Origin of the sequence: Nocardioides jejuensis, from assembly GCF_004337475.1 — a bacterium.
Lineage (GTDB): Bacteria > Actinomycetota > Actinomycetes > Propionibacteriales > Nocardioidaceae > Nocardioides > Nocardioides jejuensis.
Genome location: NZ_SJZJ01000008.1, coordinates 43,413 through 67,411, shown reverse-complemented (window position 1 = coordinate 67,411; position 23,999 = coordinate 43,413). Strand labels below are relative to the sequence as shown.

Genomic DNA, 23,999 nt, shown 5'->3' with positions numbered 1-23,999 from the left:
CGCCTCAGTGCGAGCCGGATCCGGTCGTCGCGAGCGTCGCCCCGAGGCCGATCATCATGACGCCGCCCGCGGCGCCCATCCGGTCGAGGCGCTCGGGCTTCCGGGCGAACCAGTCGCGGGCCCGCGACGCGACGAGCACCCAGACCGAGTCCGACGCGACTGCCATCACCGAGAAGACACCACCCAGCAGCAGGAGCTGTGGCGCAGCCGGCGCCGACTCGTTGACGAACTGCGGCAGGAAGGCCGCGAAGAAAACGATCGTCTTCGGGTTCGTCGCGCCCACCACGAGCCCGGTGCGCACAGATGCCGCCGCCGACGTGCGCCCCTGCTCGACGTCGCTCGCCAGCAGCGCGGCGCGCGCATCGCCGCGGTGCCGGATCGCCTGGATGCCGAGCCACGCGACGTACACGGCTCCGACCAGCTTGAGCACCGTGAACGCCGCGGCCGACGCAGCCACGAGCGCGCCGAGGCCGAGCGTGACGCCGAGGACCTGGACGACCAGGCCGAGCGCGTTGCCGACGACCGACCAGAGCGCGTCCGCGCGACCGACGGTGAGGGCGCGCCCGATCGTGAAGAGCAGCGACGGCCCCGGCACCTGGATGAAGAGGATCGAGGCGACGAGGAACGTGGTCAGCGGGGCGAGCTCGGGCATGCCTCGATTGTCAGCGCCGGACCCCCGACCGGCAATCGGATTAGGATCGCCCTCGTGATCTTCAAGCGCGTCGGCGAAGGCCGGCCCTACCCGGAGCACGGGACCACGTCCCAGGCCTGGAGCACGGTGCCGCCACGTCAGGTGCGACTCGACCACCTGGTCACCACGAAGGACACGCTGCGCCTCAACTCCCTCCTCGACGAGGACTCGACGTTCTACGGGGACCTCTTCGCGCATGTCGTGAAGTGGAAGGGCGAGCTCTACCTCGAGGATGGTCTGCACCGTGCGCTCCGGGCCGCACTCCAGCAACGCCATGTCGTCCACGCCCGCGTGCTCGAGCTCGGGGACTGATCAGGAGCAATGATGGAAACGCGCGAGACCTCCGGGCCCACGCTGGCGACGCTGGTCGGCCTGACGGTGCTGATGCTGGTGCTCGGCCTCTTCTGGGCGACCCGGCCGTTCCCCTCGCTGTCGTCGTACAGCAACTCCTCGAGCTGCGTGGACACCCAGGTCGCGGCGGGCCAGCGGGTGCACCCCAGCGAGGTCCTGGTCAGCGTCTTCAACGCCGGCCGGAAGTCCGGGAGCGCGAGCAAGGCGATGAAGAAGTTCATGCGCCGTGGCTTCGCCCCCGGCGACACGGGCAACGCGGGCACGGCCGGCGTGAAGAAGGTCGAGGTCTGGGCCGACCCGTCGAGCCCGGCGGCCCAGCTGGTGGCGGCGCAGTTCGGCGCCGGCACGCCGATCGTCGACGGCAAGCCGGTCCTCGGCGACGGCGTCGTGGTCGTCGTCGGCGACGGGCTCCACACCTGGCACGCCAAGGTCCCGTCCGTCACCGCGGACGCCGACAGCTTCATCTGCGGCCCGAAGGTCCCCTGACCCACAGTTCACGAGGCCCGTCTCGGCGGTGCACGAGGCCCGTCTCGGCGGTCTCGGCGTCACTCCGCGGTGTCGGTCCCGAGCCACTGGGCCAGCCGCCCGCCACGGGCGACGAGGCGCAGCCGCTCCTCGGTCGCGTGACGCTGCTTGCGCGGCGTGACGACCAGGAGCTCATCGCCGTGCCGAAGCACCATGCGGGTCGGCGGGACGACCATCTCGCCATCGCGGATGACCAGGGAGACCGACGCCCCGTGCGGCAGGCGGAGCTCGCCGACCTCGACGCCGTGCATCCTCGACCGGCTGCTGATCCGCACCTGGAGCAGGTCCGCCGCGATCCGCTCGAGGGGCGCCGCCTCGATGGCGACCTCGCGCGGCTCGGAGCGCTTGGCGACCCGCAGCACCTTCGCCACCCACGGCAGCGTGGGACCGGTCAGCAGCGTGAAGACCACGACCATCACGAAGACGATGTCGAACAGCCGCTGCGCACCGGGCACGCCCTCCGCGAGCGGGATCGTGGTGAAGACGATCGGCACGGCACCGCGCAGACCGGCCCAGGACAGGAAGGCCTTCTCGCGGCGCGCGAGGCCCGACCCCAGCGCGGAGACGTAGACCGACACCGGGCGGGCGACGAGGGTGAGCAGGACACCCGCGGCCAGCGCGAGCGCGACGGTCGACACCGTGATCCGGCCCGGGGACAGCAGCAGTCCGAGCATGACGAACAGCCCGATCTGCGCCATCCAGGCGATGCCCTCGGCGAACGACTTCGTGGTCGCCCGGTGCGGCAGCTCGGCGTTGCCCAGCACGAGGGCCGCCACGTAGACGGCAGCGAAACCCGAGGCGTGGATCGCCGCGCCGCCGGCGTACGCGAGGATGCAGAAGGAGAGCACGGCGAGCGGGTAGAGGCCGGACGCCGGGAGCGCCGCGCGGCCCATCACCCAGCCACCGGCGTAGCCCACGACGAGCCCCAGCAGTACGCCGATCGCGAGCTCGTAGAGGACCAGCCCGAGCATCGCGAGGATCCCGTGCTCGGTGGCAGCACCCGACGACACCAGCACGACGAGAACGACGACGGGCGCGTCGTTGAGGCCGGACTCCGCTTCGAGCGCACCCGTCAGCCGTCGCGGCAACGGAACGGTGCGCAGCACGCTGAAGACCGCCGCTGCGTCGGTGGCCGACGTGGCGGCACCGAGCAGGAGCGCGAGGCGCCAGTCGAGGCCGAGCAGGAAATGCCCGAAGACCGCCATCAGGCCGACCGACACGGCGACGCCGACGGTCGCGAGGGAGACGCCGAGTCGCATCGTCGGTTTGATCGACTCCCACGACGTCGTCAGACCACCCTCGGCGAGGATCAGCACGAGCGCACCGAAACCGAGCGCGTGCGCCACCTGCGCGTCGTTGAACTCCACGCCGATCACGGACTCACCGAGCACGACACCCATGAGCAGGTACAGCAACAGCGAGGGAAGGCCGAAACCGGCCGAGAGACGCACGGCGAGAATCGCCAGCAGGGTGATGACCGAACCCGCCAGCAGCACGTTGTCGAGCTGGTGGGCGTCGAAGGTCAAGAGGTCACCTCGGCGTCGTGGGCGGCGGGATCGCAGTCTAGCCGGGCGCCGTTCATCGCGACGCGGCGTGGGCGTCACCCACGACCGCTTGCATGCAGCACATGACCATGCGCATCTCGGGCGCCGTCGCCGCCCTCATCGCCCCGCTCGCCCTCTCGACCCTCATCTCCGCTCCGGCACAGGCCGCCGCATCCGACCGGTCCACCGACGCCCCCACGACCGCCCCCACGACCACCACCACCACCTCGACGCCGATCGTCATCGGGCACCGCGGCGCGTCGGGTTACCGCCCGGAGCACACGCTGGCGTCCTACCGCCTGGCGATCCGGATGGGCGCCGACTACATCGAGCCCGACCTGGTCTCCACCAAGGACCACGTCCTCGTCGCCCGCCACGAGAACGAGATCGGCGGCACGACGGACGTCGCCGAGCACCCCGAGTTCGCCGACCGGAAGACCACGAAGACCATCGACGGGACGTCGATCACCGGCTGGTTCACCGAGGACTTCACGCTCGCCGAGCTCAAGACGCTGCGCGCGAAGGAGCGCCTCCCCCAGGTGCGGCCGGCCAACACGGCGTACGACGGGAGGTTCGAGGTGCCGACCTTCCAGGAGGTGCTCAACCTGGCCCGCTCGGAGTCGCGCCGCTATGGCCGCACGATCGGTGTCTACCCGGAGACAAAGCACCCCTCGTACTTCGACTCGATCGGGCTCAGCCTGGAGGAGCCGCTGGTCGCGCTGCTGAAGAAGTACGACCTGGACGACGCCGACGACAAGGTCGTCATCCAGTCCTTCGAGACCGCCAACCTGCGCGAGCTCGACCACCTGATCGACGTGCCGCTGGTCCAGCTGATCGACAAGTCCGGACGCCCCTACGACTTCACCGCGAGCGGCGACCCGCGCACGTACGTCGACCTGACCAGCCCGGCCAACCTCGCCTGGATCCACACGTACGCCGACGGGGTGGGCGTCAACAAGGACCTCGTGCTCCCGCGCACCGGGGGCGCCACGACCACGCCGTCCGCACTGGTCGGCGACGCGCACGCCGCAGGGCTGCTGGTGCACATCTGGACCCTGCGCGTGGAGAACCAGTTCATGGCGACCAACTTCCGCATCGGCACCGATCCCACCGCCCACGGCGATCTGGCAGCCGAGATCACGGCGTTCCTCGACGCCGGCGTCGACGGGGTGTTCAGCGACAACCCCGACCTCGCGGTCGCAGCGCGGGACGCCTGGATCTGACCGCGTCAGAGGATGTCGTGCACGAACTCCGACAGCTGCGTGAGGTTCCGGCACTCCACCATCGGGACCAGGTCGTTGTAGCGGGTCGCCACCGAGTCACCGGTGTCCCAGTTGCGGCGCACCTCGGGGTTGAGCCACCACTGCTTCCGGGACCGCTCGACGATGGTCCGCAGCGAATCCAGCTGCAGGTCGGAGTAGTTGGAGCGCGCGTCACCCAGGACGAGGAACGACGTCTTGGGTCCCAGCGCGTCGGGGTAGTTCTCGACGAACCGGGAGAACGCGCGGCCGTAGTTGGTCCGCCCGAAGCGGGCAGCGTGGGCTGACTGCTCGACGAGGCCGGTCATGATGTCGACGAGGTCGCCGCCGGGCACGAACTGGTCGGTCACCTCGGTGACGTCGTCGACGAACGTGAACGCCCGGACCTTGCCGAACTGCTCGCGCAGCGCGAAGACCAGCAGCAACGTGAACGACGCGAAGTTCGCAACGGAGCCGGAGACGTCGCAGAGGACGACGAGCTCGGTCTTGTGCGGCCGCTTCGGCTTGTGGTGGGTCTCCAGCGGTACGCCGCCGGTGGCGATCGAGGCCCGGACCGTACGCCGGAAGTCGAGCGGCCCGCGTCGGCGGGCGTGGTGCTCCTGCGTGAGCCGCGTCGCGAGCCGACGTGCCAGCGGATAGATCTGGCGACGCAGCTCCTCGACGTCCGCGCGCCGCATCGAGAGGAAGTCGAGGCGGTCGAGCGTGGGACGGACGACGATCTCCTGGATCTGCTCGACGCCCTTCTCCTGCGCGATGCGCCGGGTGGCATCCGCCTCCGCGAGGCCGACGAAGGTGCCGATCCGGCGGGTGGCGACCGCGCGGGCCTCCTCCTCGCCGTAGCCCTGCGCCTCGAGACCCTGCATGATCCGGAAGGCAAGGTCCTCGGGCCGGATCCGCTTCATCGCCGTGTAGGAGCTCCACGTCGAGCGACCGGGGCCCTGCCCCGGCAGCGCACCGAACTGGCCGACACCGAAGATCGCGAGCTCGGCCATCCGCTGCCGGTCGTCGGACTGCAGCGCGGCACCCAGCTCCTCGCGGAAGTCCTCGAGGGCCTGCGGGCCGTCGTCGAGCATCTCCTGGGCGAGCTCGTTGTCGCCCTCCTTGGTTGCCAGCTCGTAGCCCTCGGTGGCACCGGCGCCGATGCCGCCGCCCATGCGGCCGTCGCCCACGAGGGCGGGGAACCACAGGTCGAAGAGTGCGTCGAAGCCGGGCCGGTGGCCGTCCCGCTTGCAGAGCGTCGCGGCGTACACCGCCCGGACGGTCTCGCGGTCGTCGAGCTGGACGTGGCCGAGGGCCCGCGCGGCGTCGATGTCCTCGGCCAGGCTGACGGTCAGGCCGGCCGCGCGCAGCGCCTCGACGAAGCCGATGTGCCGGTCGAGGAGCATGCTCAGCGTCCCAGCTTGAGCTCGCGCACGGCGCGGTCCTGGTCGGAGCGGTGCTTGAGGACGACGCCAAGGGTGCGGGTGATCGCGGCGTCGTCGAGCTTGCCGATCTGCAGCGCGACGAGCGTGCGGGCCCAGTCGACCGACTCGGCGATCGACGGCGACTTCTTCAGCTCGAGGTCGCGCATCCGGCCGATGGTGTCGACGAGCTGGCCGGCGAGGCGGTCCGAGATGCCGGGGACCTGCGAGAGGACGATCTCCTTCTCGCGCTTCGAATCGGGGTAGTCGAGGTGCAGGTAGAGGCAGCGGCGCTTGACGGCCTCGGAGAGCTCGCGGGAGGCGTTCGAGGTGAGGATGACGAACGGGCGGCGGACCGCCTCGACCGTGCCCATCTCGGGAATGGTCACCTGGAAGTCCGACAGGATCTCGAGCAGCAGGCCCTCGACCTCGACGTCGGTCTTGTCGACCTCGTCGATGAGCAGCACCGTCGGCTCCGTACGCCGGATGGCGGTGAGCAGCGGACGGGTCAGCAGGAACTCGTCGGTGAAGATGTCGTCGTGGGTCTGCTCCCAGTCCTGCGACGTGTCGGTCGCCTGGATGCGCAGCAGCTGCTTCTTGTAGTTCCACTCGTACAGCGCACGCGCCTCGTCGAGGCCCTCGTAGCACTGCAGGCGGATCAGCTCGGCGCCCGTCGCGCGCGCCACCGCCTTGGCCAGCTCGGTCTTGCCGACACCGGCAGGGCCCTCGAGCAGCAGCGGCTTCTCCAGCGCACCGGTCAGGTACGCCGTCGTGGCGGTCGGGGTGTCGGTCAGGTAGCCGACGGCGTCCAGCCGCTTCGCGGCGTCGTCGGGGCTCTGGAACCAGGCGTTCGTGCTCACCCGCGGAGTCTAGGGCCGGACGGGTTTCTTGACAGGTGACCAGCATCTCAGGAGACCTGAGTAGCCAAACGCCCGCCCGCGCGTTGACCCAGCGTGATCTTCCGTGGCCCGCGCTCCCTCGCGCAGTCGATGGCCTTCGCCGTGGCGAAGGCGGTCGTCGTGACCCTCGCCTTCCTGGCCGGTCACGTCACGCTCTCGGTCGCGACCGACCTCTACGGCTTCGCGGCGCCCGCGCCGGCCACGCCGTCGACGCAGGTCGTCGAGGTCCGGCAGACCGACCTGGTCACGACTCCCTGACCCCGGTCACTTCCCGGCCTGCTCCTCCAGGCGCTTGCGGTACGCCATCCGCTCGGGGGTGTCGCCCTTCAGCGCCCGGTCGCCCTTGACCAGCCGACGGACCGTGTTGAGCACCGGCTCCGGCGTGATCGCGGCGACGTTCGCCAGCCCGCCGACGTACGACGGGACGGCGATCTCGGCCTTGCGGTTGGCCACGGAGTCGACGATGGCGCGGGCGATGTCGCCCGGCTGCACCTTCGGGATCGGCCGCATGTCGAGGCCGGACGCCAGCGCGGTGTCGACCGCCGACGGCAGCACGGCAGTGATCGAGACACCGGAGCCGGCGTACTCCAGACGGGTGGCAGCGGTGAGGCCGACGACGGCGAACTTGGTCGCGTTGTAGACGGCCAGGCCCGGCACCGGGAACTTCCCGGCCAGCGAGGCGACGTTGACGACGTGACCGCGGCTGCGCTCGAGCATCGACGGCAGCACCGCGCGCATGCCGTTGATGACGCCGAAGACGTTGACGTCGAACTGCAGCCGGTCGGTCGCGGGCGACAGGTCGAGGAAGCCGCCGTTGGGCATCAGGCCGGCGTTGTTGACCAGGACGTCGATGGGGCCGAGCTCGGCCGTGACAGCGGCGACGAATCCCTCGTACGCCGCAGCGTCACTCACGTCGAGCGGCCAGGCGTGCGCCCGGATCTCCTGGGCCGTCTTCGTGGCGAGGGCGTGGTCGAGGTCGCCGATGGCGACGGTCGCGCCGCGCTTGATGAAAAGCTCGGCGGTCGCACGACCGATGCCCTGCGCGCCGCCGGTGATGGCGACGACGGCGCCGGAGAGGTTGATGGACGGATAGCTCATGCGGAGATCTCCTCGGAGACATGGGTGACGGTGAAGACGGTGGGGTCGAAGCGGCGGAAGCGGCGCACCAGCGCGCCGCTGGACCACGGCCACGCGAAGCTGTTGCGGCCGTTGACGTCGCGGTAGTAGCTGTTGCACTGGGCCTGGTTGTAGGCGGTGAGCTCGAGCTCGTCCTGCACCTCGTCGACGTACGCCCGGAGGATGTCGGGCCGGACGTCGAGCGTGGCGCCGTCCGCGTGGGCGTGCGTGATCGCCTGGACGACGTACGCCGTCGCCGCCTCGACGATCTGGAAGGCACTGGTGTGGCCGGTGCCCAGCGACGGTCCCAGCAGGATGAACGCGTTGGGGAAGCCGGGGACGACGGTGCCGAGATAGGCCTCCGGAGAGCCGGCCCAGACGTCGGCCAGCGACCGGCCGTCGGCACCGTGCACGTGGTCGGCGACGGGCATGTCGAGGATGTGGAAGCCGGTGCCGAGGATGACGGCGTCGACCTCGGCCTCGCTGCCGTCGGCCCCGACCACGACGCTGCCGCGCACCTCGCGAACGCCGGTGGAGAGCACGTCGACGTTGGGCTGCTGCAGGGCCGGGAACCAGTTGTTGGAGAAGAGGATCCGCTTGCAGCCGATGGTGTAGCCGGGCGTCAGCTTCGCGCGCAGGGCCGGGTCGCGGACGACGGCGCGGAGGTAGGCCTCTGCCACCTTCTGCACCGCGACCATGACCGGCTTCGGACGACGGAAGCCGCGTCCGAGGAGCTCCATGGCGGCGTACTCGGCACCCTTCATGCCACGACTGAGGAACGGCACCCGGCGCAGGGCGAGCTGCTCGATCCCGGGCACGGCGTGGTCGGCCTTCGGCAGCACCCAGTGGGCGGTGCGCTGGAACAGTGCGAGCCGGGCGACGTGCGGCTGGATCTCCGGCACGAACTGGACCGCCGAGGCCCCGGTGCCGATCACGGCGACGCGCTTGCCGGCGAGGTCGTAGTCGTGGTCCCACTGCGCCGAGTGGAAGACCGCCCCCGGGAAGTCGGCCAGGCCGGGGATGTCGGGGATGTTCGGCGCATCCCACGGACCTGCCGCCGAGATCAGGAAGCGCGCGCTGAGCGGCCCGTCACTGGTCTCGAGCTGCCAGGTGTCGCCGTCCCAGCGCGCGCTGTCCATGCGTACGCCGAACCGGGTCACGCGGTCGACGCCGTGCTCGCGGGCCACCCCGTCGACGTACGCGAGGATCTCGGCCTGGCCGGCGTAGACGCGCGACCAGTCGGTCCGCTGCGCAAAGCTGAACGAGTAGAGGCGCGAGGGCACGTCGCACGCGCAGCCGGGGTAGGTGTTGGCGCGCCACGTGCCGCCGAACGTCTCGCCCTTCTCGAGGACGACGACATCGGTGATGCCGGCCTCGCGCAGCTTGATCGCGGCACAGATGCCGGAGATGCCGGCGCCGACGATGACGACGTCGTGGTGGGTCATGCGAGAGCCCTCTCGATGGTGGCGGGAACGGCATGGCGGGCCGCATCCAGGGTCGCCGGTCGACGGCGGAGGTCCATGAAGTTCGGCCCCATCGCGGCCAGCTCGGCGGCGCCGGGCTCGATCCGGATGACGCGGACGCCCTGCTCCCGGAGCAGTGCGACCTCGCGGTCCAGCACCTTCGTCATGGCGGAGCGGAGGAGGCGCTCGGCACGGTCGAGCCCGCGTGCCGGCAGCCCGCCCTGCGTGGTCATCGGCGCGATCACCACGACCTCGTCGAGCTGCAGCGGAGCGAGGAGGTCGGCGGAGCCCGTCGAGATGGCTCCACCGTCGATGTAGCGGCGCCCGTCGATGGCGACCGGCGGGAACCAGCCGGGGATGCCCCAGCTCGCGGCGATCGCCTGCCCGAGCGTGGCCCGCGGCGCACCCGGGGACCCGAAGGCGACGCGCTGACCGGTGCGGACGTCGGCCGCGACCAGCCAGGTCGCCGGGTGGGCGACCCACCCGTCCGGGCCGGCGAGCTCGTCGCCGAAGTCACGCAGCCAGGTCGCGTCGCCCCGACCCCGCGGGGCCAGACCGGAGAGCGCAGCGAGCGCATCGCCGCGGCGCAGGCCGGCCGCGACCGCACGCGGGTGCGGCAGCGCGGGCACCGGCGTGGGCGGCACCATGCCCGGGTGGATCGCCAGGTGGGCGGCGAGCACCGGGTCGGCGGCGGGCTCTCCGTCGAGGGCCGCCAGCACCTGCGCGGACGACCGTCCTGCCCCCAGCGCGGCGACCATCTCCGATCCCGCCGACGTGCCGATGAGCACCTCCGCGGTCCGCACGTCCCAGTCGAGGGCGCGCTCGATCTCGGCCAGCGCAACCGCGCTCCACGCGAAGCCGAGCGTGCCGCCGCAGCCGAAGACGACACCGCGCCGCGGCGTACGGGAATCAGGCATAGGTGTAGTCCGTGAGCGGGAAGCGGCCGGCCTCGCGGAAGGCACCGAGCGTCGAGGTGGGCCGCAGCAGCGTCGCCTCGCCGTGCTGGTTGAAGTAGTAGCTGTTGGCTGACGCGCACGAGCCGAGCAGGAAGACCGAGTCCTCGAGGTTGGCGGTCATCCGGTCCAGGAAGCGCTGGTTGGCTGCCTCGCTGATCTCGACGACGGTCGCCCCCTTCTTCTGCATCTCGGTCACGAGCCGGTCCATGTGCTTCATCTGCGACTCGATCGTCGTGAAGTACGACAGGCCGCTGTAGGAGTAGGGGCTGTTGAGCGAGAAGAGGTTCGGGAAGCCCGGCATGGTGATGCCCTCGTAGGCCTGGAAGCGCGTCTCGCGCCACCACTTCCCGAGGTTCTTGCCGTCGCGGCCGATGATCTCGATCGCGGGGAAGTTGACGTCCCAGAGGTTGAAGCCGGTCGCCAGGACGAGCACGTCGATGTCGGTGCGGTTGCCGTCGGAGGTCACGATCCCGGTCTCGTCGATGGACGCGATCGAGGTCGTCTCCAGGTGCACGTGCGGCTTGTTGAACGTCGGGTAGAAGGTGTTGGAGAACGTCGGGCGCTTGCAGCCGAAGGTGTAGTCGGGCGTGAGCTTCGCGCGGGTCTCGGGGTCCTTCACCTGACGGCGCAGGTGAGCCTTGGCGACGCGCTCCGCGACCTTGCCGAAGGGGCGGAACTCCTTGTACTTCAGCACACCCGCGACCATCAGCACCTCGAGGATCGAGGAGCCGCCGAAGCGGGCAACCTTCTGCGTGAGCGGCAGCCGCGCGAACAGCGTCTGCACGGCCTTCGGGACGTCGAAGTCGGGCTTCGCGGTGACCCAGATCGGCGTGCGCTGGTAGACGGTCAGGTCGGCGACCTGCTTGGCGAGCTCCGGGATCAGCTGGACGGCAGTCGCGCCGGTGCCGATGATCGCGGCGCGCTTGCCTGCGAGGTCGTAGGAGTCGTCCCAGGCGGTGGTGTGGATGACCTTGCCCTGGAAGGTGTCGATGCCCGGGATGTCAGGCATCTTCGGCTGCGACAGGAAGCCCGTGGCGGTCAGCAGGTAGACCGCCGACACCGTCTCGCCACCGGCGAGCGTCACCCGCCACAGCTTCGCCTCCTCGTCCCAGCGCGCCCCCTCGACGACCGTGCCGAAGCGCATGTGGCGGCGCAGGTCGTAGGTGTCGGCGACGTGCTCGGCGTACTTCTTGAGCTCGGCGCCGGGGGCGTAGAGGCGCGACCAGTACGGGTTGGGCTCAAAGGAGTAGGAGTACGTCGCCGACGGGATGTCGACGGCCAGGCCCGGGTAGCGGTTCACGTGCCAGGTGCCGCCGAGGTCGTCCTCGCGCTCGAGGATCAGCAGGTCGTCGTAGCCGAGGCGCTTGAGCTGGATCGCGGCACCCATGCCGCCGAATCCGGCACCGACGATGATCGCGTCGTGGTGGCTGCGCATGGAAACTCCTCAGAACGGAATGAAACGTCAGTGCCGGAACGGTATGTCATTTTCTGGTGTCAGGCAATAGACTCCGGCACGTGACCGCCGAGGAGATCGCCCCGCTGAGCCGCGTCGAGCGACGCAAGGCCGAGCTGCGCCGCGAGATCATCGACGCAGCGTTCGACTGCTTCGCCGAGGCCGGCTACCACGCGACCGGCATCGCCGACATCGCCGCACGACTCGGCATCGGGCACGGCACCTTCTACCGCTACTTCGCCAACAAGCGGGACATCGTCGAGCACGTCATCACCGACCTGATCGAGCGCCTCGTCGCGACCCTCACCGCGGAGAACGCCCCCGATGCGCCGCACTCACTCGAGGAGTACCGCGCCCAGACGGTCCGGATCGGCATTGCTCTGGCCGACGTCTTCGGCGAGGACCCGCGCGTCCCCCGCATGCTGCTGCTCGAGGCGCCGGGCATCGACAAGGAGATGAGCCAGCGCATCCTCGACTTCTACGCGCTGGCGACCAGCCTCACCGCGGCGTACGTCGGGCACGGAGTGCAGGAGGGCTACCTCCCCGAAGACCTCGACGTCGACAACACCGCGCGTGCGATCAACGGCATGATCATGTCGTCGGTCCTGGCCGCTCTCCACGATCCCGGGATCGACCAGCACAAGCTCCGCCTCGCCATCCAGCGCGTGATGTACGACGGCATCGCCGGTCGGCGCTGACGCCGGGCTCAGAGGTCGAGGAAGACCTTGAGCCAACGATCGACGGCACCGAGCGTGGCCGCGTCGACCTGCCCGGCCGTGCCGCTGACCCGGTCACGCGAGATCGTCCGCACGTGCTCGGTCATCGCATAGCTGGCTCGGTCGAGATCGAGCGCTCCGTCGAGCCGGATGTGATTCGGCCAGCCCCGATCGACGGTCGTCACCGGCACGACGATCACAAGGGTCGTGGCCCGGGCGAGGTAGCCGTTGCTCGCCACCACCAGGCCCGGACGGCGGCCGCCCTGCTCGCGCCCTGCGACCGGATCGCCGTTGAACCAGACCACGGATCCCCGGACAAGATCAGTCACGCAGCAGGTCCAGCTCGAGACCCGACCACCAGCTGAGCTCGGCTCGATAGTCCGGACCAGCAGCCGCGAACGCCGTGCCGAACGAGTCGAGCATCTCCGTGCGCTCATAGGCATCGAGCAGGCGCTCGAGGAAGCCGGCCGCGGTCAGCCCGTGCGCACCGGCATCGCGATTGATCCGGTCCCGCAGCACCGGCGAGACGGCGATCGTGGTGGTGGCAGCCATGGTGATCCCCTCACTCTAGGGATCCCCATAGTAATCCCTATAGGCAGTCGTGATCGGCGCGTGACCTGCGCCTTTCTGCATTGCAGAAACCCGCAGTTCCGAATCGCTTCCGGGGTCTGCGCGAACTTCCTACGGTGACGGCACCTGCTACCGCAGGCCTGACCCTGGAGGACCACATGACCCTTACCCGGAAGTGGAAGGTGGCATTCGCCGCCGCCGTCGGCACCACCGCGATCGCTGGCACTGCGTACGCCGCAGACGTGCCGTCGTGGCAGCAGTTCGAAGCCTCGACCTACACGGATCCGACGGGGGTCCGTGTCGTCAACGGCGACGAGGCGATGGGCACCACCGGAGACCTGCACAAGTTCTACGACGAGCTCACGGCGACCCCGAAGAAGACCCTCGACGAGGGCCTCATCGTCAACACCGCCAACGGCGCCGACGACCGATGGTCGGCGAGCCAGGTCGGCAACCTGACCTACTGCGTGAGCGACAAGTTCGGTGCCGACAAGGCCGGCATCGTCGCCGCCATGGACGGCGGCGCCTCTCTCTGGGAGAACGCTTCCTCCGCGATCGACTTCGTCTACGTGCCGTCCCAGGACAGCAACTGCTCGACGCGCAACAACAACGTGTTGTTCTCGGTGGAGCCGGTGCAGACCTCGCAGTACATCGCGCGGTCGTTCTTCCCCTCGACCGCGAAGCGCTCGCGCAACGTGCTCGTCGACGACTCGATCTGGAGCTCCGGCTCCTGGACGCCGGCCAACGTCCTCGGCCACGAGCTGGGCCACACGCTCGGCTTCCGCCACGAGCACACCCGGCCCGAGGCCGGCACCTGCTTCGAGGACAACAACTGGCGTCCCCTGACGCCGTACGACTCGGTGTCGATCATGCACTACCCGCAGTGCAACGGCGGCTCCACGAACCTGCAGTTCAGCAGCCTCGACGCCCAGGGCGTCCGGGCGCTGTACGGCAACTGATCCCGCACCCCTCCCCCCGCGGGCGAGGCCCGTCCGGCACTGCCGGGCGGGCCTCGTTGTCATGGCGAGCCAGAGCGGAAACACCAGATACCTGAGGTTTTCCTCATCTTACCGACGGGTTAAGTTATCCTCACGCCCATGACCGACCTCCTCGAGCCCCGACGTCGGCCCACGCAGGAGCGATCGCGGGTCAAGTTCGACGCCCTGCTGCGGGTCTCGCGCGAGCTGCTGCTCGAGGTCGGCTTCGAGGCGTTCACCTGTGAAGAGGTCGCGCGGCGGGCCGGCGTACCGATCGGCACGCTCTACCAGTTCTTCGCCAACAAGTACGTCATCGTGTGCGAGCTCGACCGCCAGCAGGCCGTCGCCGTCCACGAGGAGCTCGCCGAGCTGGCCGCGCAGATCCCGTCGCTCGACTGGCTCTCGGTGATGAACCGGCTGCTCGACCACATGGCGACGCTGTGGCGTGAGGACCCCTCGCGCCGCGCGGTCTGGCACGCCGTGCAGTCGACGCCGTCGACCCGCGCGACGGCAGCGGTGACCGAGCGCGAGTTCGCCGCGGAGGTGGCGCGCGTCCTGGCCCCGCTCACCCCCAACACCCCGCGCGAACGCCGCCGCGTGGTCGCCGAGATCGTCGTCCACGTCGTCTACTCGATGCTGAACTTCTCGGTGCGCGACGGCCAGGAGCACGCCGAGGCGGTCATCGAGCTCAAGCGACTGCTGTCGGCTTACCTGCTGGCCGCCGAGAGCACGACGTAGGCCACGGCGTACTCCCCGTCGTGGGAGAGCGAGAGGTCGGCCCGGCACTCCCCCAGGTACGCCGCCACGTCGCCGCCGAGCAGCAGACGCGGTCGGCCCCAGGCGTCGCAGGCGACCTCGATCTGGCGCAGCGCCTCGTCGCCGAGCAGCGGCGGCTCGCCGTACACGAGCTGTGACCAGGCCTTGACCAGCGCTTCACGCGCCGCCCAGCGGGCGGCGAAGTGACGCGCGTGCCCGCCCCGGGCGGCGACGTCACGCCGCTCGCCCGGGGTGAAGACGTCCGCGAAGCGCGAGCCCGGCTGGGCGAGCTGCTCGGCGAAGGAGGGGACGTGGACCAGATCCACGCCCACTCCCTGCACGGGCAGCCCGGTCGGCGGGAGGTCCTGGAAGAGCTCCTTGAGGACAGCCAGGTCGGCCTTGCTGGTCATCGGCACTCGAACCTTCCCGCCTCGGAGAGGCGCGCGTCCTGGTCGAGCAGGAGCGCGGCCTCGCGCTCCTTGCGCGCACCGCCGTGGTCGGTGTCGGCGCCCAGACGGCGGTCGGAGGTCTTCACGAAGCCCGGCTCGCCGAGCATCGTCCGGGTGATCCGGAGGCGACCGTCGACCTCACGCTGCCGGGCCCGGGCGACGTAGTCGTCCCGGTCGGCGGCCGCGAGCGCCTGCACGAAGACCTCGGGGTGGGCGATCGCCAGCAGACCGGCGACGTGGCCGAAGCCGAGGCTGGTCACCAGACCCGCCTTGAGCGGCCCGGTCGCCAGCGGCTGACGCAGCCAGACCAGGTGCGGGTGCTTCTCCAGCTCCGGGTCGACACAGTCAAGGCTGCGGTTCGGCGGAAGGACGCCGGCGCGCAGCGTCTGGCACAGGCCGATCACCTGGAACGCCGCGGCGCCACCCTTGGCGTGACCGGTCAGGCTCTTCTGGCTGACCACGTAGAGCGGGTTGCCCTCACTGCGGCCCAGGGCCGCGGCGAGCCGCTCGTGGAGGTCCGACTCGTTGGGGTCGTTGGCGTTGGTCGAGGTGTCGTGCTTGCTCACCACGGCCACGTCGTCGGCGGTCAGGCCGAGCTGGCCGAGCGCCGTCGCCAGCGGCGACTGCTCCCGGCCGAGGCCGGCCGCGAGGGCACCGATGCCCGGCGCCGGGATCGAGGTGTGGATGCCGTCCGCGAAGCTGGCCGCGTAGGCCACCACACCGAGCACCGGCAGACCCATCCGGGCCGCCACGTCACCGCGGGCCAGCAGGATCGTGCCGCCACCCTGGGACTCGACGAACCCGCCACGACGGCGGTCGTTGGCCCGCGACAGGTGTCGGATGTCGATGCCCTGCGCCTCCATGGCCGCGGTGTCCGCGGTCGCAGACATGGCGGCGAAGCCCTGGACGCCCTCGGTGCCGAGGTCGTCGAAGCCACCGGCCACGACGAAGTCGGCCTTGCCGAGACGGATCTTGTCGACACCCTCCTCGATGCTCACCGCAGTCGTCGCGCAGGCGGCGACCGGGTGGATCATCGCGCCGTACGAGCCGACGTACGACTGGACGACGTGGGCAGCGACGACGTTCGGCAGCGCCTCCTGGAGCAGGTCGTTGGCGACCGGCTCGCCCAGGAAGTTGTCGAGGTAGAGCGACTGCATGGAGGTCATGCCGCCCATGCCGGTGCCCTGGGTGTTGGCGACGCGCGCCGGGTGGACCCAGCGCATCAGCTCGGCCGGCGTGAAGCCGCTGGCGAGGAACGCGTCGACGGTGCAGACCAGGTTCCAGAGCGCGAGGCGGTCGACGGACTCGATCATCTCGGCCGGCACGCCCCAGACCGCGGGGTCGAAGCCGGTCGGCACCTGGCCACCGGCCGTGCGCGTCATCTGCACGCGGCGCGGGACCCGGATCTCGGTGCCCGCGGTGCGGGTGACCTGCCAGCCGCCGTCCGGCAGCGAGGCGATCCGGGTGTGGGCCGGGTCGGCGTCGAGGAAGGCACGCGCCTCACCCTCACCGTCGACACGGAAGGTCATGTCCTGGTCGAGGAAGACCTGCGCCATCAGCGGCGCCGTGTGGTCGACCATCGTGCCGTCGTTCTCGTAGGACCGGATGCCGCAGCGCTCGACGACCGCGTCGTGGAAGCGCTCGCGGATCGCGTGCTCCTCGACCGCCTCGTCCGAGGCGGTCTCGACCCAGGCACCCGCGGTGCCGTCCCAGCGGACCAGGCCCGTGAGCCAGGCCAGCTCGAGGACGCCGGCGGCCGACAGGCCATCGACCTCCACCTCGTGGCGGGTGCGGGCCGAGCCCCACGGACCGAGCTCACCGGCGCCGACGATGACCACGAGGTCCTCGGGGGCAGCAGGAACGTCGGCCACCTCGGGCGCGGCGTACGACGGGAGCTGGGCGGGCGAGGCCGGGAGGGCGTCGATGGTGGCGACCGTCTCGGCACCCTCCCGGTCGTCGGTGGCGCCGGTGGCGCGCTGTGCCTCGGCGGCGATGGCCTTCAGGTCGATGCCGTCGAGACCGGCGGCGAGGTCGACCTGCAGCGGCGCGGTCGCGGCCTCGGAGCGGGCCTCGGGCGTGCAGAGCTTGAGCAGGGCGCCGGCCATCAGCTCGGGGCTCCAGACCATGACGCCGGCCTTCTTGACCGCCTCGACCATGGCGTCGTTGCCGCCCATGAGGCCGGTGCCGGCGACCCAGCCGATGATGGCGTGGGCCAGCGTCACACGGGTGGACCAGCCGGACTCGGCCTTCCACTTGAGGACCAGCGCGTCGAGCGCGGCCTTGGCCTCGCCGTAGGCACCGTCGCCGCCGAAGAGGCCACGGTTGGGCGAGCCGGGCAGGACCACGTGGACCCGCTGCGGGCCCCAGTCGGCGCCGACGAGGCGCTCGACGGACCAGAGCAGGATGCGGGCCTGGACCTCGGTGCCGCCGTCGACGTCCTCGAGACCGCCGCGGGCCGGACCGGCCGCGAAGGGGAAGAGGAGCGTCGGGCGCAGCGCCGGCTTCACGACCTCGGTCGTGGGGCCGAGGCGGCGTACCTGCTCGGTGGTGACCCACGAGACCAGAGCGTCCACGTCGGCGTACGACGCCATGTTGGCGGGGACGACCCAGAGGGCGGCACCGACCGCGGCACGGCTGCGGTAGAGCTCCTTGAAGAAGGCGAGGCGCTTGCCGTCGAGGTTCGAGGTCGTGGCGATCACCGTCGCACCTCCGGCCAGCAGGTCACCGACGACGGCAGCCGCGATGGAGCCGTTGCTCGCACCCGTGACGACCGCGACCTCGTCGGCCCAGACACCGGCCGGGGCGGACTCGGCCACCGCTGCGATGTCGTCGAGGCCGTACCAGCGGGCCTGCGCGGCGACGACCGGACCCGCGCCGGCCAGGTCGACGTCGAGACCGTCGCCGATGGCGATGCGTGCGAGGTCCTCGCGGACCGAGGCCCACCGGTCGTCGAGCAGGAGCGCGCGACGCTCGTCGAACGCCGGAGCGGTCGCGCCGAGCCAGTCGGAGCCGAGCTCGGCCTCGAGCTGGTCGATCTGCGCACGCAGCGCGGCGGCGTCATCGGCCTCGGCAGCCGGGGCGGCGCCGTCGTCGAACTGGGCGATCAGGTGCCGGGCGGTCGAGACGAGGGCGTCCGTGATGCCGCCGGTGATGCCGGCGAGAGCGGCTGCATCGACGGTGACGTCACCGCCACCTGCGGAGGGCAGGGAGACCTGGACGCCGGCACGGGCGGCGACCGCGGCGACCGCGGCGTCGACGAGGGCGTCGAGGTCAGCCGCAGCCTTGGGCAGCGGCAGGGTAGCGAGGTCGCCGCCGCGGACGCTGGCACCCTCACGGGTGCCGGCCGCGACCTCGACCGTGACGTGCTGCGCCCAGCCGGGGCCGAGCTGCCAGACACCGGTCACGCGGTCGGCGATCGCCGACTGGCGCGCGCCCACCGGGCCGAGCACCTTGCGCAGGTGGTCGGAGACCGCTGCGGAGAGGACCGGGCCGAGCGGCTTGTAGCCACGGGCCAGGCCGTTGACCTGTGCGGTGAGCGAAGCGAGGTCGGCTTCCGCCGCACCGTCGATCGCGCCGAGACCGAGCTCGGCACCGAGGTCGACGAGCAGCTGGTTGCGACGCGAGGACGCGCCGTCGGTGAGGGACTCGATCGAGTCGGCGGCACCGAGCTGGTCGGGGCGGACCTTGGTCCACCAGGTCAGCAGCAGGCGGGTCGCGTCGGCTCCGGAGAACGGGAGATCCTCCGGCCGCGGCCCGCCTGCTGCCTCGGTCGTGGACGGACGCACAGGGGCTGCATCGAGGGAGGCGGCAGCCGCCTGCGGGGTTGCGTCGTCGGCGACGAGGGGCTCGTCGACATGAGCCGGATCCTCGTCGCGACCGAAGACGACGGCAGCGTCACGTTCCACGTTCAGCACCTCGACGGGGCCGCCGAGGGTGCAACGCACCTCGGGCAGCTTCAACGTCGAGGACGCGAGGTTGGCGACCGTCGGGGCACGGCCGACACCAACCTCGACGATGCGCTCGACACCGAGGCCGCCATCGGCACGATCGGCAACGAGCAGGTCCTGGGTCTCGATCCAGCGGACCGGGCTGGCGAACTGCCACGCCAGCAGCTCGATCAGCACGAGGCGGCACAGCGCCTCGGGCTGGCGCTCCCACGCCTTCCAGTCCGCGAGGACGGCCTGGACGCGGACCGACGGAGCGACCTCGAGGATCGAGGCGATGAACTCCTGGTCGAGCGAGAAGGGACGCGCCACGAGGTTGGGCACGTAGCGACCGAGCAGCGGGGCTGCGTCGATCGTCTGCGGCAGGAGCTCGTTGAGCTTGGCGCGGAAGTCGTCCACGCCACCCCGCAGGACGCCCGAGTGGAAGGGCACGTCGACGCCGGGGACGAGGATGTACGACGCCTTGCCGCCGAACGCCGCGCGGCGGCGTTCGATCTCGGCCTCGAGGGCCTCGAGGCCCGCGACGGTGCCGGCGATGGCGTACTGCGAGCCGCGCAGGTTGTAGTTGGCGACCTCGAGGAACTCACCCGACTCCTCGGCCATCTGGTCGACGAAGGCGCGGACGTCGTCGTCAGCGAGGTCGAACTGGGCCGGGCGGATCGCCGCGAGCCGGTAGTTCGACCGGCCCTTCTCGTCGCGCGGGACGAGCGTGTGCATGACCGAGCCGCGCTGGAAGACGACCTCGACGACCGCCTCGAGCGAGAGGACGTCGGAGCACGCGGCGAGCGCGTTGTACTCGCCGACGGAGTGGCCGGCGATGACGGAGCCCTCGGCGAACACGCCCTCCTCGCGGAGCTCGGCGACCTGCGCAGCCGCCAGGACGGCCATGGCCACCTGGGTGAACTGGGTCAGGAAGAGGACGCCCTCGGGGTGGTGGTGGGTCGTGCCGTTGGCCTCGAGGTCCGTCGGGTTCTCCCGGACGACCTGGAGGACCGAGAAGCCGAGCACCTCGCGGGTGTGCGCATCGGCGCGGTCCCAGATCTCCTTCGCCGCCTTGCTGCGGCGGTAGCCCTCCATGCCCATGCCGGCGTGCTGGATGCCCTGGCCCGGGAAGACGTACGCCGTGCGGGCCGCGCCGAGGCGGGCCGTCGCGTTGAGGACGGGAGTGCCGTTGACCCGGGCGGTGACGTCGACGATCTCGTCGCCGTCGACCACGCCGACGCGGTGCGCCGCGATGTCGACGACGTCACCGGGGCGCACGGGAGCGAGGAAGCGGGCGGTCCAGCCGAGCAGCGGGCGGCGGCTCTCCTCCACGAGGACGCGCTGGGCGACGGCGGAGATCCACATGCCGTGGACGATCGGGCTGCCGAGGCCAGCGAGCTGGGCCGCGGCGTTGCTCGTGTGGATCGGGTTGTGGTCGCCCGTGACCTGCGCGAAGGCACGCAGGTCGAGCGGGGAGGTCACCTTGCGCGCGCCCCGGGTGCGGCGGGACGTGGCCCGCTCGTCTCCACTCAGCCCGCCGGCGCGGAGCGGGTCCACCAGTGCCGCGGCACCGGTGCGGCCACGGATCGCGAACCGCTCGACGAGCGAGGCGACAGCCTCGCCGGTCGGCGACGTGAGCGTGACGTCGACCGTGACGACGCGGCCGACCTCCGTGTCCTCGACGTCGCGGATGACCGCGTCGACGGTGAGGTCGGTGGCGTCGGTCGGGACCGAGCCCTGGAGAGCGTGGTCGAGGTGGACCAGGTCGAGCATGCCCTCGACGACGTCCTCGCGCTGGGCGAGGGCACCAAAGACGGCCGGCCAGCCGAGACCGACGAGTGCGTCCGGCACGACGTCGGCGGCCGGGCCACCGGCGGCGGTGACGGCGGCGTGCGCCGAGCCCTGTCCGGGCTCCCAGCGCGTGACGCCGGCGGAGCCGGCGGCGAGCGCCAGCAGGACGCGCATCTGCTCGGTCGGCTCGAGGACGGTCGGAGCGGCGCCGGTGGCGACGTCCGCACCCGCGGCGATCCGGAAGCGGAGCTCCGCAGCCCCGACCGGAACGACGAGGAGCGCGGCGTCGTCGCCGTCGGCGGTGAGCACGGCACCCGTCTCGTGGTGCTCGGCGCGCTCCGGGCTGACGGAGAGCCAGCCGGAGGTGCCGACGAGGCGGACGACCGGGTTGACCACGGTGCGGCCGGCCCAGACAGCGTCCGGGGCGGCGAGCACGAGCGAGACGACGCCCGCGGTGTCGGCCGCACGACGCAGGCCGGCGACCGCGGCCGGGGAGGCGGAGTCGATGGCGTCGAGGATGCCGGCCTCGAAGCGGGCCAGCAGCTCGGCGACGGGCTCGTCGACACGGGTGATGCCGGCGACCGCGACCGGGCCCGGGATCACCGAGACGGCGTCGGCAGCGAAGCGCGGGTCGTGCGACTGCCACAGCGAGTCAGAGCGCCACCAGCGGCGTACGTCGGCGTCGATGACCGGCACGAACGGCACGGGCTTGCCGGGCCGCTTGCAGACCTGGACGAAGAAGGCGTGGTCGGCCGGGTGCAGCAGGACCGTCGCTGCCTCCGGGTACGCCGCCACGAGACGCTCGAGGGCGGCCAGGCCGTCGTCGAGGTCGGTGAGCTCGGCGAAGAGGGTCGGGACCGGACCGTGGTCGGCATCGACGAGGCGGGCCTCGGCGCGCTGGAGCATCGCCTGGAAGCGCTCGCGGAGCGTGACGTCGAGCCAGGTCGGCGTACCGGCGAGGTCGACGAAGCGACGCAGCCAGGCCTCGTAGGTGAGGGTCGCGAGGTCACCGAAGTAGGGCTTCGCGGTCTGGTCGATCAGGGCAAGGATCTCGTCGCGTCGCTTGGCAACGGCGTCGGCGTCACCGGCGACCTCGTCGAGGAGGCGGCCGAGGCGGGCCGAGGTGTTCTCGACCTCGTAGAGCGCGGCGCCGAGCTGGCTCTTGCCGGAGGTCATGCCGCCGTCGACGGCACCGTCCTTGAGCCAGGCGTCGGAGCCGGGGGTGTCGACGAGGAGCTGCTTCACGGCCGGCGAGGTGGTCGCCTCGAGGCAGGCCATTGCGGCGGTGCCGACGAGCACGCCGTCGAGCGGCATCGACGGGCGGCCGTGGGCAGCGGCCCAGTCGCCGGTGACGTAGGCGGCCGCGTCCTGCGGCGTACCGATGCCGCCGCCGACGCAGACGATGACGTTGTCGCGGCGGCGCAGGTCGGCGTACGTCGCGAGGAGGAGGTCGTCGAGGTCCTCCCAGCTGTGGTGGCCACCGGCCTTGCCGCCCTCGACCTGGATCATCAGCGGGACGGGCGCGACGGCATCCGCGATCGCGAGGACCTGCTTGATCTGCTTGACGGTGCCCGGCTTGAAGACAACGTGCTGGATGCCTGCCTCGCGGAGCTCCTCGACCAGAGCGACGGCGTCGTCGAGCTCGGGGACGCCCGCGGTGACGATGACCGCGTCGATGGCCGCACCGGCCGCGCGGGCGCGCTGGACCAGGCGCTTGCCACCGATCTGCAGGCGCCACAGGTACGGGTCGAGCAGCAGCGTGTTGAACGCCGCTGTGCGGCCCGGCTCGAGCAGCTCGCCGAGGCGGCCGACGTTCGCGGCGAAGATCTCCTCCGAGACCTGGCCGCCGCCCGCGAGCTCGGCCCAGAAGCCGGCGTTGGCAGCGGCCGCCACGATCGCGGGGTCCACGGTGGTCGGCGTCATGCCGGCGAGCAGGACGGGCGAGCGGCCGGTGAGGCGCGTGAAGCGGGTCTCGACACGACGCGTGCCGTCGGGGAGGGCGACGACCTCGGGGGCGTACGCCGACCAGGGCAGCGACTTCTTCGGCGCAGCACCGGCGACGGTGAGCTCGCGCAGGCCGCGCGACGTCGTGGGGGCGACGACGCCGATGCCGTGGGCACGCAGCGCGTCGGCGGAGATCTGGGCGGCCAGGTTGACCGGGCCGAGGTCGAGCAGCCAGCGGGCGTCGGCGGCGGCGACCTCCTCGAGTGCGGCGGGCCAGTCGATCGGCGCGACGAGGCAGCGGTGCGCGAGGTCGCGTGCCCAGGCCTCGTCGAGGCCGCACTGCACGGCCCAGGCGGTGGCGAGCTCGACGGCCTCGGCCAGCTCGGGGTGGTGGAACGCCGCACGGGCGAGCACGGCGTCCGGCTCGATGTCGTCGCCGAGGGCGGTGCGCAGGCGCTCGATGCCCACAGCCGGACCGGACACGACGGTGGCGGCGCCGTTGACGATGCCGGCGGTGAGGCGGCTCGATGCGGGCAGCGACGCGATCGCCTCGGCGACGGCCGCGTGCGGGAGCGGGACGGAGACCATGCAGGCACCGAGCAGGCCACGGCGGGTGCCGACGACCTCGGTGGCGGCACCGATCAGGCGCGAGAGGGCGAGCACGTCGGCTTCGGCCGCTCCGCCGAGGACGGCGATCGGGAGGCAACCCTGCGAGTGGCCGATGGTCGCGACCGCACCGCGCGCATCGAGGCCGAGGCCGCTGAGTGCCCGGAGGGCGGCGAGCTGGGTGAACGTGACGCCGGGGAGCGAACGACTCGGGGCGACGAGGCGCTCGGTGTCCGGGACGTCGGCGGACTCGTCGGTCTCGGCCGAGTGGGAGGTGAGGACGGCGTCGAGCCAGGTCATGGGAGCGAACGCGGCGTCCGCGGCGAGGAGCTCGCCGGCGACGGGAGCGAGCCGGGCGTCGGCCTCGGCGACGAGGCCTCCGAGCTCGAGGGAGTGGACACGCACGAGCTCGGCGAGCGGCTCGAGCCACCCGACTCCCTGGCCACCGAAGGCCAGGGCGAACGGGGTGCCAGCGGCCAGCCTGTCGAGCAGTCGACGAGGCGAAGCGGGCGCTGCAGAAGTGCGGGTCTGGTGGGGGGCGCGGGCCGGGGTCTCGATGGTCACGAGAACCATGAGATCAGAAACATGAGGCTTTTCTCAAGTTTTT

General features: G+C 71.4%; 19 protein-coding genes. 7 read left to right on the top strand and 12 right to left on the bottom strand.

Going from position 1 to position 23,999, the window contains the following annotated elements; translation table 11 throughout:
- Nucleotides 1–4 precede the first annotated feature (4 nt).
- Nucleotides 5–652 (bottom strand): LysE family translocator, encoded by a 648-nt coding sequence (locus tag EPD65_RS06795; protein ID WP_131582492.1) that lies wholly within the window; start codon nucleotides 650–652, stop codon nucleotides 5–7.
- A 54-nt stretch (nucleotides 653–706) separates the two neighbouring features.
- Here EPD65_RS06795 and EPD65_RS06790 point away from each other — a divergent pair, with 54 nt between their 5' ends.
- Both EPD65_RS06790 and EPD65_RS06785 read left to right on the top strand, forming a co-directional pair.
- Nucleotides 707–1,003 carry a type II toxin-antitoxin system VapB family antitoxin gene (locus tag EPD65_RS06790; RefSeq protein WP_131582491.1) on the top strand — a complete coding sequence of 99 codons (297 nt, stop codon included), beginning with the start codon at nucleotides 707–709 and terminating at the stop codon, nucleotides 1,001–1,003.
- 12 nt (nucleotides 1,004–1,015) lie between these two features.
- Nucleotides 1,016–1,528 (top strand): LytR C-terminal domain-containing protein, encoded by a 513-nt coding sequence (locus EPD65_RS06785; RefSeq protein WP_165872916.1) that lies wholly within the window; start codon nucleotides 1,016–1,018, stop codon nucleotides 1,526–1,528.
- A gap of 59 nt (nucleotides 1,529–1,587) precedes the next feature.
- Here EPD65_RS06785 and EPD65_RS06780 read toward each other — a convergent pair whose 3' ends face one another.
- Nucleotides 1,588–3,093: a potassium/proton antiporter gene (locus tag EPD65_RS06780; RefSeq protein WP_131582487.1), complete on the bottom strand. Its 1,506-nt coding sequence runs from the start codon at nucleotides 3,091–3,093 to the stop codon at nucleotides 1,588–1,590.
- Between the two features lie 101 nt (nucleotides 3,094–3,194).
- Here EPD65_RS06780 and EPD65_RS06775 point away from each other — a divergent pair, with 101 nt between their 5' ends.
- Nucleotides 3,195–4,334, top strand: a complete 1,140-nt coding sequence (locus EPD65_RS06775) for a glycerophosphodiester phosphodiesterase (protein ID WP_131582485.1) — start codon at nucleotides 3,195–3,197, stop codon at nucleotides 4,332–4,334.
- Between the two features lie 5 nt (nucleotides 4,335–4,339).
- Here the strand turns inward: EPD65_RS06775 and EPD65_RS06770 are convergent, their stop codons facing one another.
- Complete coding sequence (locus tag EPD65_RS06770) at nucleotides 4,340–5,755, bottom strand: vWA domain-containing protein (RefSeq protein ID WP_131582483.1); 1,416 nt, start codon at nucleotides 5,753–5,755, stop codon at nucleotides 4,340–4,342.
- Between the two features lie 2 nt (nucleotides 5,756–5,757).
- Nucleotides 5,758–6,630 carry an AAA family ATPase gene (locus EPD65_RS06765; protein ID WP_131582481.1) on the bottom strand — a complete coding sequence of 291 codons (873 nt, stop codon included), beginning with the start codon at nucleotides 6,628–6,630 and terminating at the stop codon, nucleotides 5,758–5,760.
- 93 nt (nucleotides 6,631–6,723) lie between these two features.
- On the opposite strand from EPD65_RS06765, the gene EPD65_RS06760 reads away from it, so the two are divergent.
- Nucleotides 6,724–6,927 (top strand): hypothetical protein, encoded by a 204-nt coding sequence (locus EPD65_RS06760; RefSeq protein ID WP_131582479.1) that lies wholly within the window; start codon nucleotides 6,724–6,726, stop codon nucleotides 6,925–6,927.
- 6 nt (nucleotides 6,928–6,933) lie between these two features.
- Here the strand turns inward: EPD65_RS06760 and EPD65_RS06755 are convergent, their stop codons facing one another.
- From EPD65_RS06755 to EPD65_RS06740, 4 genes are read right to left on the bottom strand one after another with little or no spacing between them, the layout of a single operon-like run.
- The gene (locus EPD65_RS06755; RefSeq protein ID WP_131582477.1) at nucleotides 6,934–7,767 is read right to left on the bottom strand and encodes an SDR family oxidoreductase; all 834 of its coding nucleotides are present in this window, start codon (nucleotides 7,765–7,767) and stop codon (nucleotides 6,934–6,936) included.
- Nucleotides 7,764–9,230, bottom strand: coding sequence for a flavin-containing monooxygenase (locus EPD65_RS06750; RefSeq protein ID WP_131582475.1), 1,467 nt, complete (start codon nucleotides 9,228–9,230; stop codon nucleotides 7,764–7,766). The genes EPD65_RS06755 and EPD65_RS06750 overlap by 4 nt, the downstream gene beginning before the upstream one ends.
- The gene (locus EPD65_RS06745) at nucleotides 9,227–10,165 is read right to left on the bottom strand and encodes a patatin-like phospholipase family protein (RefSeq protein ID WP_131582473.1); all 939 of its coding nucleotides are present in this window, start codon (nucleotides 10,163–10,165) and stop codon (nucleotides 9,227–9,229) included. The genes EPD65_RS06750 and EPD65_RS06745 overlap by 4 nt, the downstream gene beginning before the upstream one ends.
- Nucleotides 10,158–11,639, bottom strand: a complete 1,482-nt coding sequence (locus tag EPD65_RS06740; protein ID WP_131582471.1) for a flavin-containing monooxygenase — start codon at nucleotides 11,637–11,639, stop codon at nucleotides 10,158–10,160. The genes EPD65_RS06745 and EPD65_RS06740 overlap by 8 nt, the downstream gene beginning before the upstream one ends.
- Before the next feature lie 80 nt (nucleotides 11,640–11,719).
- On the opposite strand from EPD65_RS06740, the gene EPD65_RS06735 reads away from it, so the two are divergent.
- Entirely contained in the window at nucleotides 11,720–12,355 is a 636-nt protein-coding gene (locus EPD65_RS06735) for a TetR/AcrR family transcriptional regulator (protein ID WP_131582468.1), read from the top strand.
- An 8-nt stretch (nucleotides 12,356–12,363) separates the two neighbouring features.
- Here EPD65_RS06735 and EPD65_RS06730 read toward each other — a convergent pair whose 3' ends face one another.
- Both EPD65_RS06730 and EPD65_RS06725 read right to left on the bottom strand, forming a co-directional pair.
- Nucleotides 12,364–12,702, bottom strand: a complete 339-nt coding sequence (locus EPD65_RS06730) for a type II toxin-antitoxin system PemK/MazF family toxin (RefSeq protein WP_165872911.1) — start codon at nucleotides 12,700–12,702, stop codon at nucleotides 12,364–12,366.
- Nucleotides 12,695–12,925, bottom strand: a complete 231-nt coding sequence (locus tag EPD65_RS06725; protein WP_131582462.1) for a toxin-antitoxin system protein — start codon at nucleotides 12,923–12,925, stop codon at nucleotides 12,695–12,697. Before EPD65_RS06725 ends, EPD65_RS06730 begins: the two co-directional genes overlap by 8 nt.
- A gap of 176 nt (nucleotides 12,926–13,101) precedes the next feature.
- Here EPD65_RS06725 and EPD65_RS06720 point away from each other — a divergent pair, with 176 nt between their 5' ends.
- Together EPD65_RS06720 and EPD65_RS06715 are read left to right on the top strand one after the other, a co-directional pair.
- Nucleotides 13,102–13,902 carry a zinc metalloprotease gene (locus EPD65_RS06720; RefSeq protein ID WP_131582459.1) on the top strand — a complete coding sequence of 267 codons (801 nt, stop codon included), beginning with the start codon at nucleotides 13,102–13,104 and terminating at the stop codon, nucleotides 13,900–13,902.
- Between the two features lie 138 nt (nucleotides 13,903–14,040).
- A complete protein-coding gene (locus EPD65_RS06715) occupies nucleotides 14,041–14,658 on the top strand; it encodes a TetR/AcrR family transcriptional regulator (RefSeq protein WP_131582457.1) in 618 nt (205 codons plus the stop codon).
- Here EPD65_RS06715 and acpS read toward each other — a convergent pair.
- Nucleotides 14,628–15,086 carry a holo-ACP synthase AcpS gene (gene acpS / locus EPD65_RS06710; protein WP_165872915.1) on the bottom strand — a complete coding sequence of 153 codons (459 nt, stop codon included), beginning with the start codon at nucleotides 15,084–15,086 and terminating at the stop codon, nucleotides 14,628–14,630. The two genes, EPD65_RS06715 and acpS, sit on opposite strands and share 31 nt — an antisense overlap.
- Nucleotides 15,083–23,965: a type I polyketide synthase gene (locus EPD65_RS06705; RefSeq protein WP_131582455.1), complete on the bottom strand. Its 8,883-nt coding sequence runs from the start codon at nucleotides 23,963–23,965 to the stop codon at nucleotides 15,083–15,085. The genes acpS and EPD65_RS06705 overlap by 4 nt, the downstream gene beginning before the upstream one ends.
- Nucleotides 23,966–23,999: the final 34 nt, after the last annotated feature.

Bases quoted from the DNA above. Each gene is read 5' to 3' on its own strand.
- EPD65_RS06750 (WP_131582475.1), bottom strand. From the start codon at position 9,230: ATGACCCACCACGACGTCGTCATCGTCGGCGCCGGCATCTCCGGCATC.
- acpS (WP_165872915.1), bottom strand. From the start codon at position 15,086: ATGACCAGCAAGGCCGACCTGGCTGTCCTCAAGGAGCTCTTCCAGGAC.
- EPD65_RS06795 (WP_131582492.1), bottom strand. From the start codon at position 652: ATGCCCGAGCTCGCCCCGCTGACCACGTTCCTCGTCGCCTCGATCCTC.
- EPD65_RS06705 (WP_131582455.1), bottom strand. From the start codon at position 23,965: ATGGTTCTCGTGACCATCGAGACCCCGGCCCGCGCCCCCCACCAGACC.
- EPD65_RS06770 (WP_131582483.1), bottom strand. From the start codon at position 5,755: ATGCTCCTCGACCGGCACATCGGCTTCGTCGAGGCGCTGCGCGCGGCC.
- EPD65_RS06725 (WP_131582462.1), bottom strand. From the start codon at position 12,925: ATGGCTGCCACCACCACGATCGCCGTCTCGCCGGTGCTGCGGGACCGG.
- EPD65_RS06715 (WP_131582457.1), top strand. From the start codon at position 14,041: ATGACCGACCTCCTCGAGCCCCGACGTCGGCCCACGCAGGAGCGATCG.
- EPD65_RS06755 (WP_131582477.1), bottom strand. From the start codon at position 7,767: ATGAGCTATCCGTCCATCAACCTCTCCGGCGCCGTCGTCGCCATCACC.
- EPD65_RS06775 (WP_131582485.1), top strand. From the start codon at position 3,195: ATGACCATGCGCATCTCGGGCGCCGTCGCCGCCCTCATCGCCCCGCTC.
- EPD65_RS06740 (WP_131582471.1), bottom strand. From the start codon at position 11,639: ATGCGCAGCCACCACGACGCGATCATCGTCGGTGCCGGATTCGGCGGC.
- EPD65_RS06785 (WP_165872916.1), top strand. From the start codon at position 1,016: ATGGAAACGCGCGAGACCTCCGGGCCCACGCTGGCGACGCTGGTCGGC.
- EPD65_RS06745 (WP_131582473.1), bottom strand. From the start codon at position 10,165: ATGCCTGATTCCCGTACGCCGCGGCGCGGTGTCGTCTTCGGCTGCGGC.
- EPD65_RS06720 (WP_131582459.1), top strand. From the start codon at position 13,102: ATGACCCTTACCCGGAAGTGGAAGGTGGCATTCGCCGCCGCCGTCGGC.